Origin of the sequence: Streptomyces alkaliterrae, from assembly GCF_007097205.2 — a bacterium.
Lineage (GTDB): Bacteria > Actinomycetota > Actinomycetes > Streptomycetales > Streptomycetaceae > Streptomyces > Streptomyces alkaliterrae.
This window is the reverse complement of sequence record NZ_VJYK02000019.1, coordinates 1-16,367: the sequence shown is the minus strand read 5'-3', so window position 1 is coordinate 16,367 and position 16,367 is coordinate 1. Positions and strand designations below refer to the sequence as shown.

At 72.4% G+C, this 16,367-nt stretch carries 15 protein-coding genes and 2 tRNA genes; 11 read left to right on the top strand and 6 right to left on the bottom strand.

Going from position 1 to position 16,367, the window contains the following annotated elements:
* The first annotated feature begins 27 nt into the window (after positions 1 to 27).
* The 7 genes from ehuB to FNX44_RS03360 all read left to right on the top strand — a co-directional run bounded on the left by ehuB (position 28) and on the right by FNX44_RS03360 (position 5,011).
* Positions 28 to 951, top strand: a complete 924-nt coding sequence (gene ehuB, locus FNX44_RS03390; RefSeq protein WP_143646415.1) for an ectoine/hydroxyectoine ABC transporter substrate-binding protein EhuB — start codon at positions 28 to 30, stop codon at positions 949 to 951.
* A complete protein-coding gene (ehuC, locus tag FNX44_RS03385; protein WP_143646414.1) occupies positions 948 to 1,694 on the top strand; it encodes an ectoine/hydroxyectoine ABC transporter permease subunit EhuC in 747 nt (248 codons plus the stop codon). Before ehuB ends, ehuC begins: the two co-directional genes overlap by 4 nt.
* Entirely contained in the window at positions 1,691 to 2,338 is a 648-nt protein-coding gene (gene ehuD / locus FNX44_RS03380; protein ID WP_143646413.1) for an ectoine/hydroxyectoine ABC transporter permease subunit EhuD, read from the top strand. The genes ehuC and ehuD overlap by 4 nt, the downstream gene beginning before the upstream one ends.
* A gap of 109 nt (positions 2,339 to 2,447) precedes the next feature.
* On the top strand, positions 2,448 to 3,218 hold the full coding sequence (ehuA, locus tag FNX44_RS03375) for an ectoine/hydroxyectoine ABC transporter ATP-binding protein EhuA (protein WP_143646434.1): 771 nt from the start codon (positions 2,448 to 2,450) through the stop codon (positions 3,216 to 3,218).
* Between the two features lie 215 nt (positions 3,219 to 3,433).
* On the top strand, positions 3,434 to 4,192 hold the full coding sequence (locus FNX44_RS03370) for an IclR family transcriptional regulator (RefSeq protein ID WP_143646412.1): 759 nt from the start codon (positions 3,434 to 3,436) through the stop codon (positions 4,190 to 4,192).
* Positions 4,193 to 4,257: 65 nt separating this feature from the next.
* A tRNA-Lys gene (locus FNX44_RS03365) sits at positions 4,258 to 4,331 on the top strand.
* 179 nt (positions 4,332 to 4,510) lie between these two features.
* Positions 4,511 to 5,011, top strand: a complete 501-nt coding sequence (locus tag FNX44_RS03360) for a DUF3830 family protein (RefSeq protein ID WP_143646411.1) — start codon at positions 4,511 to 4,513, stop codon at positions 5,009 to 5,011.
* 64 nt (positions 5,012 to 5,075) lie between these two features.
* Here the strand turns inward: FNX44_RS03360 and FNX44_RS03355 are convergent, their stop codons facing one another.
* On the bottom strand, positions 5,076 to 6,509 hold the full coding sequence (locus FNX44_RS03355) for an amidase (RefSeq protein WP_323369041.1): 1,434 nt from the start codon (positions 6,507 to 6,509) through the stop codon (positions 5,076 to 5,078).
* Complete coding sequence (locus FNX44_RS03350; protein WP_143646410.1) at positions 6,506 to 7,540, bottom strand: D-2-hydroxyacid dehydrogenase; 1,035 nt, start codon at positions 7,538 to 7,540, stop codon at positions 6,506 to 6,508. The genes FNX44_RS03355 and FNX44_RS03350 overlap by 4 nt, the downstream gene beginning before the upstream one ends.
* Positions 7,541 to 7,778: 238 nt before the next feature.
* Between FNX44_RS03350 and FNX44_RS03345 the strand changes: the two genes are divergently transcribed.
* Together FNX44_RS03345 and FNX44_RS03340 are read left to right on the top strand one after the other, a co-directional pair.
* Positions 7,779 to 8,696: a maleate cis-trans isomerase family protein gene (locus tag FNX44_RS03345; RefSeq protein ID WP_143646409.1), complete on the top strand. Its 918-nt coding sequence runs from the start codon at positions 7,779 to 7,781 to the stop codon at positions 8,694 to 8,696.
* A gap of 56 nt (positions 8,697 to 8,752) precedes the next feature.
* Positions 8,753 to 9,478, top strand: a complete 726-nt coding sequence (locus FNX44_RS03340; protein WP_143646408.1) for a maleate cis-trans isomerase family protein — start codon at positions 8,753 to 8,755, stop codon at positions 9,476 to 9,478.
* Between the two features lie 22 nt (positions 9,479 to 9,500).
* On the opposite strand, the gene FNX44_RS03335 is transcribed toward FNX44_RS03340, so the two are convergent.
* Positions 9,501 to 11,288 carry a putative bifunctional diguanylate cyclase/phosphodiesterase gene (locus FNX44_RS03335; protein WP_143646407.1) on the bottom strand — a complete coding sequence of 596 codons (1,788 nt, stop codon included), beginning with the start codon at positions 11,286 to 11,288 and terminating at the stop codon, positions 9,501 to 9,503.
* Positions 11,289 to 11,588: 300 nt separating this feature from the next.
* On the opposite strand from FNX44_RS03335, the gene FNX44_RS03330 reads away from it, so the two are divergent.
* On the top strand, positions 11,589 to 12,851 hold the full coding sequence (locus FNX44_RS03330; protein ID WP_323369040.1) for a M6 family metalloprotease domain-containing protein: 1,263 nt from the start codon (positions 11,589 to 11,591) through the stop codon (positions 12,849 to 12,851).
* A gap of 172 nt (positions 12,852 to 13,023) precedes the next feature.
* Complete coding sequence (locus FNX44_RS03325; protein WP_323369039.1) at positions 13,024 to 13,749, top strand: 4'-phosphopantetheinyl transferase family protein; 726 nt, start codon at positions 13,024 to 13,026, stop codon at positions 13,747 to 13,749.
* A gap of 88 nt (positions 13,750 to 13,837) precedes the next feature.
* On the opposite strand, the gene FNX44_RS03320 is transcribed toward FNX44_RS03325, so the two are convergent.
* From FNX44_RS03320 to FNX44_RS03310, 3 genes are all read right to left on the bottom strand, one after another.
* Positions 13,838 to 13,911: transfer RNA gene (locus tag FNX44_RS03320), tRNA-Lys, on the bottom strand.
* Between the two features lie 574 nt (positions 13,912 to 14,485).
* Entirely contained in the window at positions 14,486 to 14,848 is a 363-nt protein-coding gene (locus tag FNX44_RS03315) for a DUF8844 domain-containing protein (RefSeq protein ID WP_143646405.1), read from the bottom strand.
* A 110-nt stretch (positions 14,849 to 14,958) separates the two neighbouring features.
* Entirely contained in the window at positions 14,959 to 16,245 is a 1,287-nt protein-coding gene (locus FNX44_RS03310; RefSeq protein WP_143646431.1) for an AAA domain-containing protein, read from the bottom strand.
* Between the last annotated feature and the right edge of the window lie 122 nt (positions 16,246 to 16,367).

Below are 16,367 nucleotides of genomic sequence, written 5' to 3'. Positions count from 1 at the left end.
TCGTGAACATCGGGTAGCCGCGCGCCCATGGCTCGACCACCGACACAGATCCAGACACCAGGACTCCGGGCACTCAGACACAGACCGCTCAGCCGCCGTTCGCTGCTCACCGGTCTGCTGACCGTGGGCGCGGTCACGGCCGCCGGCTGCTCCCGCGCACCCGCCGAGGGGAAGGTGGAGGGCGGCGACCTCCTGGAGCGGCTGCGCGATTCGGGCACCGTACGGATCGGCATCGCCAGCGAACCGCCCTTCGGCTACGTCAACGACCAGGGAGAGCCGACCGGCCAGTCCCCCGAGGTCACCAAAGTGATCTTCAACCGGCTCGGGGTGGAGAACGTCGTACCCGTCCCCACGGAGTTCGGCTCGCTGATCCCCGGCCTCAAGGCGCAGCTCTTCGACGTCGTCTCCGCCGGCATGTACATCAACCCCACCCGCTGCGAACAGGTCCTGTTCTCCGACCCCGACTACCTGATGCTGGACGCCTTCATCGTCCGCAAGGGCAACCCGCACGGCATCACCCGCTACGAGGACATCGTCGAGAAGGGGCTGCGGCTGGCCAGCGGCGAGGCGTACGCGCAGATCGGCAACGCCAAGGCCGCCGGAGTGAAGAGCGTGCTCGTCCTCCCCGACCAGGTCGCCGGCCTGGACGCGGTGGTGCAGGGACGGGTCGACGCCTTCGCCGGTACCGCGATCACCGTCCGCAGCGTGGTGCGCAACGCCGCCAGGGCCGAGGACACGGAGGCGTTCCAGCCCGAGATCGACGGCGAACCCGTCTACGGCGCCGGCGGCTTCGCGTTCCGCCTCTCGGAGCGGAACCTCCGTGACGCCTTCAACAAGGAACTCCACCGGCTCAAGGCGAACGACAACCGCGAACTCCTCAAGATCGTGGGCCCGTTCGGCTTCACCGAGGACGAGATGACCGACCTGACGGCAGAGGAGCTGTGCGGATGACGTGGCCCCTCTTCACCGAATGGTTCCTGCCGGGGGTCTGGATCACCGTCCAGGTGACCCTCGGCAGCGCGGCGCTCGCCCTGCTGGTGTCGTTCGTGATCGGCATCGCCCGGTCCTCGCGCCTGTGGATCGTCCGCTTTGTCGCCGGCTGCTACTTCGAGGTCTTCCGCGGCACCTCGGCGCTGGTGTTCATGCTGTGGATGGCGTTCGCCTTCCCGCTGATGTTCGGCTGGGTCTTCGTCCCGATGGCCGCCGGCATCCTCGCGCTCGGCCTGACCTACGGCGCCTACGGCTCGGAGATCGTGCGCGGCTCGCTCCAGTCCGTGCCGGCGGCGCAGCGTGAGGCCGGCATCGCCCTCAGCTTCACCCGGACGCAGCGGCTGCGCCGGATCGAACTCCCCCAGGCCTGGCCGGAGATGGTCCCGCCGTTCAACAACCTGCTGATCGAGCTGCTGAAGGGGACCGCGCTGGTGTCGGTCATCTCCGTCGCCGACATGACCTTCGCCGCCAACCTCTCCCGGCTCGCGAGCAACGAGAGCGCGCCCGCCTACACGCTTCTGCTCGTCTCCTACTTCGTCCTGGCGTTTGTCATGACCCGGGGCATGCGGCTGGTGGAGCGGCGCGCCAAGGCCGGCATCGGTCAGCGCCCCGAGCCCCGCCGCGGCCTGCGGGCCGCGCGGAAGCCCCTCCCGAAGGGCGAGAGCGCCCAGGCCGGACCGCAGTCGGCGGGTGGTGTCGGATGAACTGGGACTGGGACGTCGTAGCCGACTTCATGCCGCGCTTCTGGGACGGTGTGCTCGTCACCCTCCAGGCGCTGGTGCTCGGCAGCCTGCTCGCCTTCTCACTCGGCCTGGTGTGGGCCATCGCCCAGCGGTCGAAGGTGAAGCTGATCCGCTGGCCGGTGGTGGGCATCACGGAGTTCATCCGCAACACCCCGCTGCTCGTCCAGCTGTTCTTCCTCTTCTACGTGGTGCCGGAGTGGGGACCGTCGATGTCGCCGCTGGTCACCGGTGTGATCGGGCTCGGCCTGCACTACTCGACCTACACCGCCGAGGTGTACCGGGCCGGCATCGACGGCGTGCCCGTCGGCCAGTGGGAGGCGGCCACCGCGCTCAGCCTGCCGCGCACCCGCACCTGGACCGCGGTGATCCTGCCCCAGGCGATCCGCCGCGTCGTGCCGGCACTGGGCAACTACGTCGTGGCGATGCTCAAGGACTCGCCGATGATCGCCGTCATCGGCGCGTTCGAGATGCTCGGCGAGGCGCGCGCCTTCAGCAACGAGACCTTCACCTTCGAGGCCTACACGATCGTCGGCATCGCCTTCATCGTCATCGCCTACCCGGCCTCCCTCCTGATCCGAGCCATGGAGCGTCGTCTTGTCAAATGACACACCGAACCCCGCCCCCGAGGACAAGCCGCAGACCCCCGAGGGCAAGCCGCAGACCCCCGAGGCCGCGCCGGGCGTCCCCGAGGCACTCGCCCACGTCAACCCCAAGGTGGACGGCAGTGAACTGATCCGCTTCGACCGCGTCACCAAGCGGTTCGGCGACCACGTCGTCCTGGACGACCTGGAGTTCACCGTCGCCTCCGGCAAGCACGTCACCCTCATCGGGCCGTCCGGATCCGGCAAGACCACGATCCTGCGGCTGCTGATGACGCTGCTCAAGCCGGACGAGGGAACCATCAGCGTCGGCGGCCGCTACCTCACCCACGAGGAGCGGAACGGCAAACTCGTCCCCGCCGGCGAGAAGCACATCCGCGAGGTGCGCAAGAACATCGGCATGGTGTTCCAGCAGTTCAACCTGTTCCCCAACATGCGGGTGCTGCGCAACATCACCGAGGCGCCGGTGCACGTGCTGGGCCTGTCCAAGGAGGAGGCGGAGGAGCGCGCCAGGGAACTGCTCGAACTCGTCGGCCTCACCGAGCACGTCGACAAGTACCCCTCGCAGCTCTCCGGCGGCCAGCAGCAGCGGGTGGCCATCGCCCGGGCGCTGGCGATGCGGCCGCAGGTGCTGCTGCTGGACGAGGTGACCTCCGCGCTCGACCCGGAACTGGTCGCCGGCGTTCTCGACGTGCTGCGGGACATCGCGCACACCACGGACATCACCATGCTGTGCGTCACCCACGAGATGAACTTCGCCCGGGACATCTCCGACGACGTGCTGATGTTCAACGAGGGACGGGTCATCGAGTCCGGCAGCCCGGAGAAGATGTTCAACGACCCCGACCACCCGCGCACCCGGGAGTTCCTGAGCGCGGTTCTGTAGCGGGCTCGATCCCGTCGCTTCGGGCGGCACGGTGGCGCCGACCTGGCACTCCGTGCCGCCCGTGGGGCGGACGAGCGCAAAGGCCAAGGCCAGAGGCATATGCCTATCGGACAACAGCCAGGTGCTCACCGCCCGTTGGGCGCTATCGTGGGAGAGGTCGTGACCGGTGGCAACGGTCACGACGCAAGCGGTCACTACCTTGCGAGGGGGCAACCGTGACGCCCAAGCCAGTACCGGCCGTGCCGTTCCAGTCGGTCCAGTACGCCCTGCGCGTGCTGGAATCGGTCGCGCGCCGGTCGGACGGACTGACCGAGGACCAGCTCGCCCGGGAGACCGGCCTGCCGCCCGGTCACCTCGCCCACCTGCTGGTGATGCTCACCCGCGAGTCCTATCTGGACCGCCTCGCCGACGGCAGCTACGTCGCCGGAGAGTCCTTCCGCCTGCTGGAGCCCGCCACCGACCGGCGCGCCCAGATCGGCGAGCGCCTGCAGCGCACGCTGACCAGCCTCCGCGACGAGATCGGCGCCGCCGTCTACGTCAGCCGTTACGTGGACGGCGAGGTGAAGATCACCCAGTTCGCGGACGGACCGCAGACGCCCGCCGTCAACGAGTGGGTCGACTTCCGGGCCGCCGCGCACGCCAGCGCGGTCGGCAAGTGCCTCCTCACCCAGCTCGACCACGACGGCCGCCGGGACCACCTCTCCCGCCACCGCACGATCCGCCTCACCTCCCGCACGACCACCAGCGAGCGGGTGCTCTTCTCGCAGCTCGACAGCCAGCCGCCGACCGTCCCCGTGCTCGACCTCCAGGAGTACGCCGTCGGCACGGTCTGCGCCGCCGTACCCGTGACGGCCGGCTCGGCCGTCGGCTGCCTGGCGCTGTCCCTGCCCATCCAGCACGCCCACCGGCTGCGCAGCGCCGCGCGCAAGCTGAACGAGCAGGCCGCCCCGGTCCTGCTCTCGCTGTCGATCTGAGCAGGGACGGGCGCAGCCGGTCCGGAGCACCCCGCCGGACCGGGTAGCATGGTGCACGTCATCAGGCGCCGCTAGCTCAGTTGGTTAGAGCAGCTGACTCTTAATCAGCGGGTCCGGGGTTCGAGTCCCTGGCGGCGCACAGACAGTGAACGGGCCCCCGTGCGAACGGGGGCCCGTTCCGTTTCTCCGCGCGCCCCACGCACCCCGCGCGCCCCCTCCGACGGCAAACCGGGGCACGGCCGGCCGCGTCGAATGTCCTCCCGCCGGGCAGACACGTCGTGTGTCACCATCGCCGAGAGCCACTACCCGGAGGCACGGATGACCGACCGCTTCATCGAGGTCTCGCTGGACAAGCGCGGGGTGAGCTGCACCGCCCGGCTGCTGGACGACCGGGCACCCCTCACCTGCGCCGCCGTCTGGGACGCGCTCCCCCTCGGCGGGGACGTCTACCACGCCAAGTACGCCCGGAACGAGATCTACGCCCTGCTGCCCCCCTTCGCCACGAGGGAACCCCCGCTGGAGAACCCGACGATCACCCCGATCCCGGGCGACCTGTGCTACTTCACGTTCACCGACACCCAGCTCGGCACGTCCTCCTACGGATACGAGGACACCGCCGACCACCGCGGCCGCCAGACCGTCGTCGACCTCGCCCTCTTCTACGAACGCAACAACCTGCTGATCAACGGCGACGCGGGGTGGGTGCCGGGCATCGTCTGGGGCGCGGTCGTCTCCGGCCTCGACGAGATGGCCGCCGCCTGCCAGGACCTCTGGCGCACCGGCGCCGTGGGCGAAACCCTCAACTTCCGCCGCATCTGAACCACGGCGGGGCCGTCGGGCGGTGATACGGGGTCCGGGTCAGCGCCCCGGGGAGCCGCGGCGGCTAGCCGCCGGCCGTCAGCAGCGCGTGGGCGGCCCGCAGCACCAGCGCGTCCTCGTGGCGGGCGGCCACGAGCTGGACGCCGACGGGAAGCCCCGCGGCGTCCACGCCGCCCGGCACGGACGCCGCCGGCTGCTGCGTCATGTTGAAGGGGTAGGTGAAGGGCGTCCAGCCCGTCCAGCGGGTGAGTCCGGAGCCCTCCGGGACCTCTCGGCCGATCTCGAAGGCCGTACCCGGCAGGGTCGGCGTCACCAGCAGGTCGTACCGCTCGTGGAAGGCCCCCATGCGCCGCCCCAGGGCCATGCGGACGTCGACCGCCGCGAGGTAGTCCAGCGCCGAGTAGCCCGCGCCCTCCCGGCAGATCTCGGCGAGTCCCGGGTCCATCCGGGCCCGCTGCCGCTCGGTGAAGCTCTCCGTGACCCGCGCTGCGCCGCTGAACCACAGGACGTGGAACGGCTCGACGGGGTCGGGGAAGTCGGGGTCGGCCTCCTCGACGTGCGCGCCCAGCTCCGCCAGCACGTCGACCGACCGTCGTACCGCCGCCGCGACCGCCGGGTCGACCCGGACCCGGCCGCCGAAGTCGGGCGAGTAGGCGATCCGCAGCCCGGCCACCCCGTCCGACAGGCCCTCGCGGTAGCTTCCCGGTGCCGGCCCGAGCTGGGACCAGTCGCGGGTGTCGGGGCCGCAGATCACGTCCATCAGCAGCGCGGCGTCGGCGGCGTCCGCCGTCATCGGGCCGACGTGCGCGAGGGTGCCGAACGCGCTGGCCGGGTAGATCGGCACCCGCCCGTAGGTCGGCTTGAGGGCGAAGATCCCGCAGAAGGCCGCCGGGATGCGGACCGAGCCGCCGCCGTCGGTGCCGAGCGACAGCGGCCCCGCCCCGAGGGCGACGGCCGCCGCGCTGCCGCCGCTGGAGCCACCGGCGGTGCGGGTCGGGTCGTACGGGTTGCCGGTGGCGCCGTGGCGGGGGCTGTCGGTGACGCCCTTCCAGCCGAACTCGGGGGTGGTCGTCTTGCCGAGCAGCACCGCGCCGTGCTCGCGCAGGCGCGCGACGGCGGGGGCGTCCTCCTCCCAGGGGCCGTGTTCGGAGATCGCCCACGAGCCGCGCAGCGTCGGTCCGCCGCGCTGGAGCAGGATGTCCTTCACGGTCACGGGTACCCCGTCGAGCAGTCCGGCCGGCTCACCGCGCCGCCACCGTGCCGTGGCCGCCTCCGCCTGCTCCAGGGACTGTTCGGCGTCGATCCGGACGAACGCGTTCACCGTTCGCCGGGCCAGCTCGGCGCGTTCCAGGACCGCGCGGGTGGCCTCGACGGGGGAGAAGGCGCCGGAGGCGTAGCCGGTGAGGAGCTGACCGGCGGTCAGCGCGGCCAGCCCGGTCGGGGCGTCCGGCGGCGCCGGGCGGCGGGTGGTGCCCGGCTCCGGCAGGGTGCTGCTCACTGGGGACCTCCGGCGGGTGTCGGCGTTGCGGGGGAGGGTGTGTCGGTGACGTAGCCGAGGTGCTTGTCCACGACGTTGAGCAGCGGTTCGCCCGCCACCCACCGGTCGAAGTTCTCGACGAACTGCCGTGCGAGGTCGTCGCGCCAGCCGATCGTGTCGCCGCTCATGTGCGGGGAGATCAGCAGCCCGGGAACCCGCCACAGCGGGCTGTCGCCCGGCAGCGGCTCCTCCTCCAGCACGTCCAGCGCGGCGCCGCCGAGCCGGCCCGACTCCAGCGCGGCGACCAGGTCGGCGGTGACGACGTGCCGGCCGCGGCCGATGTTCACGAAGTGCGCGCCGGGTTTCATCCGGCCGAAGGCGGCGGCGTCGAACAGTCCTTCGGTGGCCGGCGTGAGCGGGGCGGCGCAGACCACCCAGTCGGCGGAGGGCAGCAGGGAGTCGAGGTCGTCGGCGGCCCGGACGGTCCCGAATTCCGGGTCGCCGGTGCGTTCCCGGCGGCCCACCAGTTCCACCGCGACACCCAGTGCCATTAGGGTGCGGCCGATCGCGCGGCCGATCGGTCCGGAACCGATCACCGCGGCCCGCGTTCCGGCGACCCGCTTTGTCTCCCGGTGCCGCCAGGCGTGCTCCCGCTGGAATTCCCAGGTGCGGTGGAAATCCTTGGCCATTGCTAGTACAAGCCCGGATACATATTCCGCGATCGGCTGGTCGAAGACGCCGCGGGCATTGGTGATCACCACGTCCGAGGCGGCCAGCTCGGGCAGCAGGCGGTCCACGCCGGCGCTCGCCGTGTGCACCCACCCCGGGCGGCCGCCGCCACCCGGCCAGGAGTGCCGTACCGCGTCGGAGGTGAAGTCCCAGACAAGCAGCGCGTCGGCCGTCGGCAGCCGGGCGGCCAGCGACGACGCGTCCGCGTAGGCCACCTCGGCCCGACCGGAGAGCGCGGTCAGATCGGGTCGCGGGCTGTCGTCGAGCACGAGCACGCGCGGCGGGCGCGCCCCGGTCGGCCTCGGCGGATCTGTCGGTGTCATCAACGGGAAACCATTTCGCAACGAGGGCGGGTTTGACTGGCCGGAGAAAGCGGGATCATGCGGTCGGGTGCTCGGGATTGACCACGGTAGGGATCGGAAACTACCTTCGTCAACAAAGGCATCTGTCCCGGCGTCCCGGCTTACAGTCCGGCTTCTTTTTCCTCTTCGGCCCAAGGCCGTTCCTGGCTTACGCCCGTGCGGCCGTAGGCCTCCCTGCGTGTGTCCTTAGGGGCTCGTTATGGATGTCTCGTTCCTCGGCGGCCCGGAGCCGCAACGCGGCGTCGGGATCGTCGCGCCCTTCGACTTCGCCCTCGACCGTGAGCTGTGGCGGTGGGTGCCGGACGACGTGTCCCTCCATCTGACCCGGACTCCGTTCGTCCCGGTGGAGGTCAGTCTCGACCTCGCCCGGCTGGTCAGCGAGCACGAGACGCTGAGGGAGGCCGTCCAGGCGCTGAGCGCCGTGCGGCCGGAGGTGTTCGCGTACGCCTGCACGTCGGGCTCGTTCGTCGCCGGCCGGGCCGGGGAGCACGCCATGGGGTTGGCCATGACGCAGGCGGGGGAGAGCCCGGCGGTCACCACCTCGGGCGCGCTGCTGGACGCGCTGGCCGAGTTGGGGGCGCGGCGGGTCGCCGTCGTCACCCCTTACACCAGGTCGGTCACCGACTCGCTGGAGGACTTCCTCGCCGAGGCCGGCGTCCAGGTCACCGGCCGCAGCTACCTCGGGCTGACCCGGCACATCTGGCGGGTGCCCTACCGGGACGTGGTGGGCATGGCCAGGGAGGCCGTGACCGGCTCGCCGGACGCCCTGTTCATCAGCTGCACGAACCTGCCCACCTACGACGTCATCCCGCAGCTGGAGGCCGAGTTGCGGATGCCGGTCGTCTCGGCGAACCAGGTGACCATGTGGGCGGCGCTCAGCCGGATCGGCAAGACGGCCGTCGGGCCCTACCAGGCGCTGCTCGACCCGGTCGCGCGAAGAGGCCCCGCATCGCTGGCCTCGCTGCCGCAGCCGGCCGCGCCGCCGGCCGAACCGGCCGCCCCGCCGGAACCCAAGGCGCTCGCCGGCAGCGGCCTGCCGACCGGCGAGGCGGACCCGGCGGAGGCCGCCGCCGAAGGCACCCTCCCGGAGGACCCGGGACCGCCTCCCGCCCTGTGACCCGTCCTCGATTCACCACCGTGATCACGAACCAGGACCAGCGAAGGAGCTGCCCCATGGCCACGTCGGTCGGATTCCTCTACCCCGGACACTCGGCGGAGGACGACTACCCGAGGCTGGAGAGCATGCTGCGGGAGGTGGGCGCAGAGGTGCGGCTGCCGCTGGTCCACACCGACATCGGGGAGGACGCCCACCGGGTGGACGCCCTCCTGGAGATGGGTTCGGCCGCCCGACTGGCCGCCAGTGTCGGGGAGTTGGTGGCACACGACGTGCAGGCCGTTGTGTGGGCGTGCACCAGCGCGAGCTTCGTCTTCGGCTGGGAGGGTGCGCGCGAGCAGGTCCGTGAGCTCTCCGCGACGGCCGGTCTGCCCGCCTCCAGCACCTCCTTCGCCTTCGCGCACGCGGCGCACGCGATCGGCGCCCGCCGCGTCGCCGTGGCCGCCACCTACCCCGACGACGTCGCCGAGCGCTTCGCCGCCTTCCTCAAGGCCGCCGACATCGAGGTCGTCGCGGCCAGGGCCGCCGGCATCATCACCGCCGCCGAGGTCGGCACCTGGCGCCGCGAGGAGGTGCTGGCGCTCGCCCGCGCCGGCGACCACCCCCAGGCCGACGCCGTCCTCCTCCCCGACACCGCCCTGCACACCGCCGCCCATGTCACCGAGCTGGAGTCCGCCCTGGGCAAGCCGGTCCTCACCGCCAACCAGGTGACGGTCTGGGAAGCCCTCGGCCTCGTCACCACCCCACCCCGCTGCCCCGCCCTCGGTGCCCTCTTCACCCGCTGACCGGGCAGTGGTGCGGTCGGCGTCAGGCGCCGAGGAGTTCGGAGATCCGTTCGGCGGGAACGGGTTTGGAGTAGTGCCAGCCCTGGCCGGTGTCGCAGCCGATGCGGCGCAGCCGGTCGGCCTGGGCGGGCCCCTCGACGCACTCGGCGGTGACGGTGAGGCCGAGCTTGTGGGCGAGGTCGACGAGCGAGGTCACGATGGTCTCGTCGGCGCGGCTGCGCTGGGAGGCGAGCCGGAAGTTGCTGACGAACGTCCCGTCGAGCTTGAGCGCGCGCACGGGCAGGCGGCTGAGGTAGGCGAGGTTGGAATAGCCGGTGCCGAAGTCGTCGATGGCGATGCGCACGCCCATCGCGGACAGCGCGCGCAGCGACTGGAGGGGTCGGCCGCCGGAGCCCATCACCGCCGACTCGGTGAGTTCGAGCTGGAGCAGGCCGGCCGGTAGGCCGCTCTCCTCGAGGGCGATCGCCACGTCGGCGACGAGGTCGGAGTCCCACACCTGGCGGACGGCGACGTTGACGGAGACGTAGAGCGGGGTGCCGGTGTGCTCCTGCTGCCAGCGCCGGGCCTGGCGGCAGGCCTCGGCCAGCACCCAGCGGCCAAGCTGGACGATGGAACCGTTCTCCTCGGCCAGCCCGATGAACTGGCCGGGTCCGAGGGTGCCGAGTTCCGGGTGGCGCCAGCGCACCAGCGCCTCGACGCCGCGCAGGCAGTCGTCGGCGAGTCCGACGATCGGCTGGAACTCCAGCGCGAACTCGCCCCGGTCGATCGCACGGCGCAGCGTGCTGGAGAGGGCCTGGCGGGTCATGCGATGGGCGTTGCGCTCGGGATCGAAGAGCGTCCAGCGGGCCCGGCCGTCCGCCTTCGACCAGTAGAGGGTGGTGTCGGCGGCCTGCATCAGCTCGGTCGCGGAGGTCCCGATGCACGATCGTTCCACCACGCCGATGCTCGCGGAGACGTCCATGCGCTGGCCGGCGAGCTGGAAGGAGCGTTCCAGCACCCGCTGCAGTTCCTGGGCGAGGGCGGTCAGTTGGTCGGCTCCGGTGGAGTCCTCCACCAGTACCGCGAACTCGTCGCCGCCGAGCCGGGCGACCAGGTGGCCGCCCCGAGGTCCCCCCGCTGCGATCCGGGTGAGACGCTGCCCGACGGCGTCGAGGAGTTCGTCGCCGGCCCGGTGGCCGTAGGTGTCGTTGATCGCCTTGAAGCCGTCGAGGTCCAGGTAGCACAGGCCGATCCGGCCGGTCGCGCTGTCGGTGAGCGCCGCGGAGAGGCGTTCGAAGAACAGCGCGCGGTTGGGCAGCCGGGTCACCGGGTCGTGCATCTCCATGTGGCGCAGTCGTTCCTGGAGGTCGCGCCGCTCGCTGACGTCGGTGACGGTGAGCAGCGCCGAACCGTCGCGCCGGAGTGGGACCAGGGTGACCTCCGCCCAGAACGGCTGGCCGTCCGGTTGCTTCAGCCGCCGACGGCAGCGCATGCGTTCGCTCTCGCCGCGCAGCACCGCCTGGCAGGCCTCGCGGGCGCCGGCGCTCTGGCCGATTCCCGCCAGTTCGGTCACCGGCAGGCCGGCGAGCTGGCGGGCGGAGGTGTCGAAGAGGGCGGCGAGCGCGCGGTTGGCGGTGTTGATCCGGCCGCTGCGGGAGACCACGGCCATCGCGAACTCCGCGAGGTGGAAGGCGGCCCGGAAGTCGGCCTCCCGTTCACGGCTCGGGGCCTGGGCGATGAACGAGGCAGGAAGGTCACTCTCCGTGATCGAGAGGTGTCCTGTTCCAGTGGCTGACGGGCCCTCGCACGGGCTGTGGCGCGTTCCGTTCACCGATCGCTCCCAAAGGGGATTCGTCGCTGGAAAGTCTGCCGATCATAGGGGCTGTTGCGGGGTGGGAGCCAGCATCGGAGGGTGCCCTAACACACCCGCAGGGGACAGAGGCGGACGCCAGTGCGAGGCCGCCGTGCCTTGGGGAGCCCACCGGAAACTTTTACGGAGAGTGACCAATTGGGTGGTGTGGCGCGTTCCTGCGGCGTGCCGCCGCAGGACCTGATCGGCGTAGTCGAACAGGCGGGAGTGGCCGGCGGATGAACAAGGTGAGGGTGTCCCCACTCGTCACGGGAGGTCCCGGTGCGAACCGAGCGCTCCGTCCGCACACCTGCCGCGCGAACCGGCCGGCTGCGCAGACCGCTGTCCGTACTGACGGCGCTCGCGGCCGTGGCAGGCACCGCCTCCATGGCCGGCCCGCTGCGGCAACAGCCGACGGCCAACCCGTGCGCACTGGAACGCACCGACGCCCATCACTCCCTGGGGCTGGACACCTGGAACGCCTCCTACGTCAAGCCCGAGGGCACCGTCGACGCCGTCATGCTCTTCCTCTCCTTTCCCGACTCTCCCCCCTCCCACACCCCGGACGAACTCGTCCGGGACTACTTCCCGGCCACCAGCGACTTCTTCGAGCGGGCCTCCTACGGCCGGTTCACCCTGCGACCGCACCCGGTGTCGCGCTGGCTGGAGATGCCCCGGGAGTCGACGGCGTACGACATAGCGCGGGACTGGCGCAGCGGCAGCCGCTCCGCCTACCTGCGGGACGCCGTCGCGGTCACCGACCCGCACGTCGACTTCAGCCGCTACGACGTCGTGTACCTGGTCGCCGACCCGAGCGCGCCCGGCGTGGACTCCGACGCCACGAAGGTCGTCAACCTCCAGCAGCCGCTGCGGGCCGACGGAGTGGAACTGCGCCGCCTCGTCACGCTCTTCGAGAAGTTCCCGGCCGACCGGAACGTCCTCGCGCACGAGACCGGGCACGTCTTCGACCTGCCCGACCTCTACAACCGGCCCGAGGACGGCAAGGGCGACTGGGACACCCACGTCGGCGACTGGGACCTCATGGGCAGCCAGTTCGGGCTCGCGCCCGACCCCTTCGGCTGGCACAAGTGGAAGCTCGGCTGGCTGGACGACCACCAGATCGACTGCGTCGCCCGGCCCGGCACCACCCTGCACACCCTCGTGCCGCTGGCCGCACCCGCCGAGCGGGCCGGGACGACCGGCCGAGGTGCGGCGGGCAGCCGCATGGTGGTGGTGCGCACGGGCGCGAGCGAGGCGCTGGCGATCGAGATCCGCGAACCGCTCGGCAACGACGCCGGGGTGTGCACCAGCGGCGCCCTGGTCTACCGGGTGCGCAGCGACACCGCCTCCGCGCAGGGGCCCATCGAAGTCCTCGACGGGCATCCCGACAGCTCCGCCTGCCAGGGCAGCTCGGTGCAGCCGTCGCTGGCGGACGCGCCGCTGGGGGTGGGGGAGAGCATCTCCGTGGACGACGGTGAGGTGCGGGTGAGCGTGCTGGGACGGTCGGCGTCGGGCGACTGGAACGTGCAGGTGACGCGAAGCTGAGGCGGGGCCGGGGGCTGCCCCGGTCCCTCCCCCGGCCTCCGGTCGGGGGCGCCCCCGCTGCGGGCTGAACAGCCCGCCCCGGCGTCCCGGGCTGAAGCGGTGGCGGATTCCGGTGGGCGAGTGGCCGGAAAGCTGCGGTATGGGGGAGGGGGCGCCCATTAGGGTGACGGGTGTGCTGTTGTCCGTGCCGCCTCTGTCGCCCCGTGAGCTGACGTCGCTCCTCGTACCTCCGCCGGCGGCGGAGTTCTCGGCCGACAGGCCGGAGGTGTGGTTGGTGCGGCCCGGGCGGCATGTGGCCGAGTTGCCGCGTGCGTCCGATGTGCTCAGTGACGCCGAGCGGCGGCAGGCGGCCGCGTTCCGAAGCGAGTCCGACCGGGTGCTCTACACCGGGGCGCACGTGGCGCTGCGGTTGCTGCTCGGAGTCCGTGCGGACGTGCCGCCGGAGAAGGTCGAAATGGTCCGTGAGCCGTGCCCGTGCTGCGACAAGCCGCACGGGCGCCCCGCGCTCGCCGGGGGCGGCCCGCACTTCTCCCTGTCGCACAGCGGCGACCTCGCGCTGATCGCTCTGGCCGCGACGCCGGTGGGCGCGGACGTCGAGCGGTTGCCGCGCGCCCGGACGGTCGACGAAGTCGCCGGCAGCCTCCACCCGAGGGAGGCGAAGGAGCTGGCCGAGCTGCCGACGGCCGAACGGCCGGTCGCCTTCGCCCGGACGTGGGCGCGCAAGGAGGCCTATCTCAAGGGCATCGGCACCGGGCTCGGCCGGAACCTCGACCTGGACTACGTCGGCAGCGGCCCGACACCCGCCGCGGGGCCGGACGGCTGGCGACTGGCGGACGTGGCGGTCGACGAGGGCTACGCGGGTGCTGTCGCGCTGGCGCCGCAGGGGGCCGAGTCGTGAGGAGCGGGCCCGCCGCCGAATCGGCCGTGGAAACAGCTCTGGGCCCTTCCGGTCGCCCGGAAAGGCCCAGCATCACCTGGTGATGGAGTACGCCGCCAGGGACTCGAACCCCGGACCCGCTGATTAAGAGTCAGCTGCTCTAACCAACTGAGCTAGCGGCGCCTGCTGACGTCGTAGACGATAGCACCCGGATCCGGGGAACCGGAAATCGATATCCCGTGGTCAGCCGGTACGGGTCCTGCGGACGGGGGCCGGGCGCGGTGGCTGCTCCGCGCGGCGCGCAGGCAGTGGCGCAGCGGCACGTCCGCGTCGGGCAGCCAGGGCGCGGGGCGGTCGGGCGCCACGAGTCGGCGAGTCGACCGGTCTCGCCGGGGCCGGTGAACAGCAGGAGGCGCCCCGCGCAGAGGGCGACCGGGCCGCTGCCCGGGCCCCGCGACCGCGTTCCGTCCAGGATCGCCCCGCCCACCAGCGCGGGGGCGCTGACCACGTCGAACGCGACACCGCAGGGCACCTGTGCGGGGCGTTCGGGCGGGCCGCCCGCAGCGCCCGGGCGCTGCTCGGGAGGTCGCAGGCCGAGGCGAGCCAGGCCGCGCCGGACGGGCTCAGCTGGGAGCTCGGAACGCTGGGCATCCCCCCCAGGAGTACCCAACCGGCGGGGCCGTGGAGACGGAACGCGGAAAGACGGAACACGGTAAAACCGGAGAACACGGAGAACACGGGAATCGCGGCGGACGGCTCAGTCCACCGGGCGGTTCCGCATCAGCTCGCGGCCGAACTCCACCATCTTGCGGGCGTAGTCCTCCGTCCAGTCCGCGCGCTCGGCGATGGCCGCGTCCGGCAGCCGGTCGAAGCGGCCGGGGTCGGCGAGCTGGGCCGCCGCCATCGCCTGGAACTCCACCGCCCTGTCGGCGGCGGCACGGAACGCCAGGGCCAGCTGCGTGGACCTGGCCAGCAGCTCACGCGGGTCGGCGATCGACTCGAGGTCGAAGAAGCGCTCGGGGTCCGCCGACTCGCCCGGGGGCTCGAACGTCAGCGGCGCGGGGCGGCGAAAGCGCGGGGCGGCACCGCGCGGGTCCGGAGCCGGATGCGGCTCTGGCATGAAGACACCTCCGTGTGGTGGCGGGTCGGAACGACCGTTCCCTCCATTGTCCCGCCTGCGGCGGGCAGCCGGGAGGTGACGGACTCGGGGACGGGTCGCGCCCGGGTCTCTCAGTCCTGGCCGACGCGGTGGGCGGCGAGGGTGGCGAGGACTTCCTGGTGGGCCTCCCAGCCGTCCGGGAAGCGGACGTCCACGCCGAGCCGGACCGGCTCCACCTCCGGGTACGCGTCCAGCAGCTCGGCCACTCCCGCCCGGCACACCACCACACACGCGTGCCGGTGCCGGGACGCCAGCACGCACAGCCGGCCCGTCTCCAGATGGAACGCCGTGGCGTCAGGCCGCCCCGACAGCGGGTGCAGCACCACCGTGACGTCGAACTCCCGCCCCTGGAGCCGGTTCGCCGTGTCCGCCGTGACGCCCTCGACGCCGAGCGCGGCCAGCGCCGCGCGGACGGCCGCCGCCTGGTCCCGGTGGGCGGTGCCGACGGCGACCCGGTCGGCCGTGAGCGGCGCGGGCTCGGACGAGCGCTCGCTTACCGTCTCGCCCCCGCGCTCCAGGAGCCGCCGCACCACGTCGGCGACCGCCGCGACCGCCTCCGGGTCGGTGCGGGGCGTGCGGCGGGCGGGCAGTTCGAGCAGCGCCCAACCGGCCTCCGCGGCGACGTCCAGCGCCCGGTCCGTCGCCGAGCCGTCGGCGTCGGCGGCGAAGGCGAGCCGCCGGTCGCCGGGCCCGGTGCCGCTGCGGAACGGGTTGTCCGGGTAGAACGCCCCCGACACCAGCGGCGCCGCCGAGGCCGGCAGTCGCCAGGAGACCGGCAGACGGTGCTGCGGCAACCCGGGATTGTGCGCGAGCAGCGTGGCGACCGCGCTCATCGAGGGGTCGTAGGACAGCCCGGCCCACTGCTCGGTGCCGACCTGGCTGAACGGGTCCAACTGGCCGGGGTCGCCGACGAACAGCGCGCGCTCGAACAGCCGCGCCACCGCCAACAGGCCGTCGGAGCGCATCTGGTACGCCTCGTCGACGATGGCGTACTCCCAGGGCTCGACGTCCTTGACGTGCGCCCACTTGGCGGCCGTCGAGACCACCACGTCCATGCCGAGCAGGTCCGCCGGCTTCGCGGACATCCGCACGGCGGGGTGGCGGGTCAGGTCGGGCGCGGCCGGGTCGTGGGCGCGCGCCTCGGTGCTGTGCAGCCGGCCGATCGGCAACGCCGGGTCGGCTGCCGCCAGCCGGTCCACGAGGTCGTCTACCTGGGCGTTCGTCTGGGCGACGACCATCAGCCGGCGTCCGGCGGCGGCCAGCTCGCGGGCCGCCCGCACCACCAGCGTCGACTTGCCGGCCCCCGGCGGGGAGTTGACGACAACGCCGCGCTCCGGGCCGTGGAGGGAGGTCAGGATGGCCTCGGTGGCGGCGTCGGCCGCCGCGCCGGGATCAGCCGCGCCGGGATCAGCTGCGCCGGGATCAGCTGCGCCGGGATGAGCTGCGGCGGGATCGGCGGTGGCGCGGTCGGGGGTGGTGG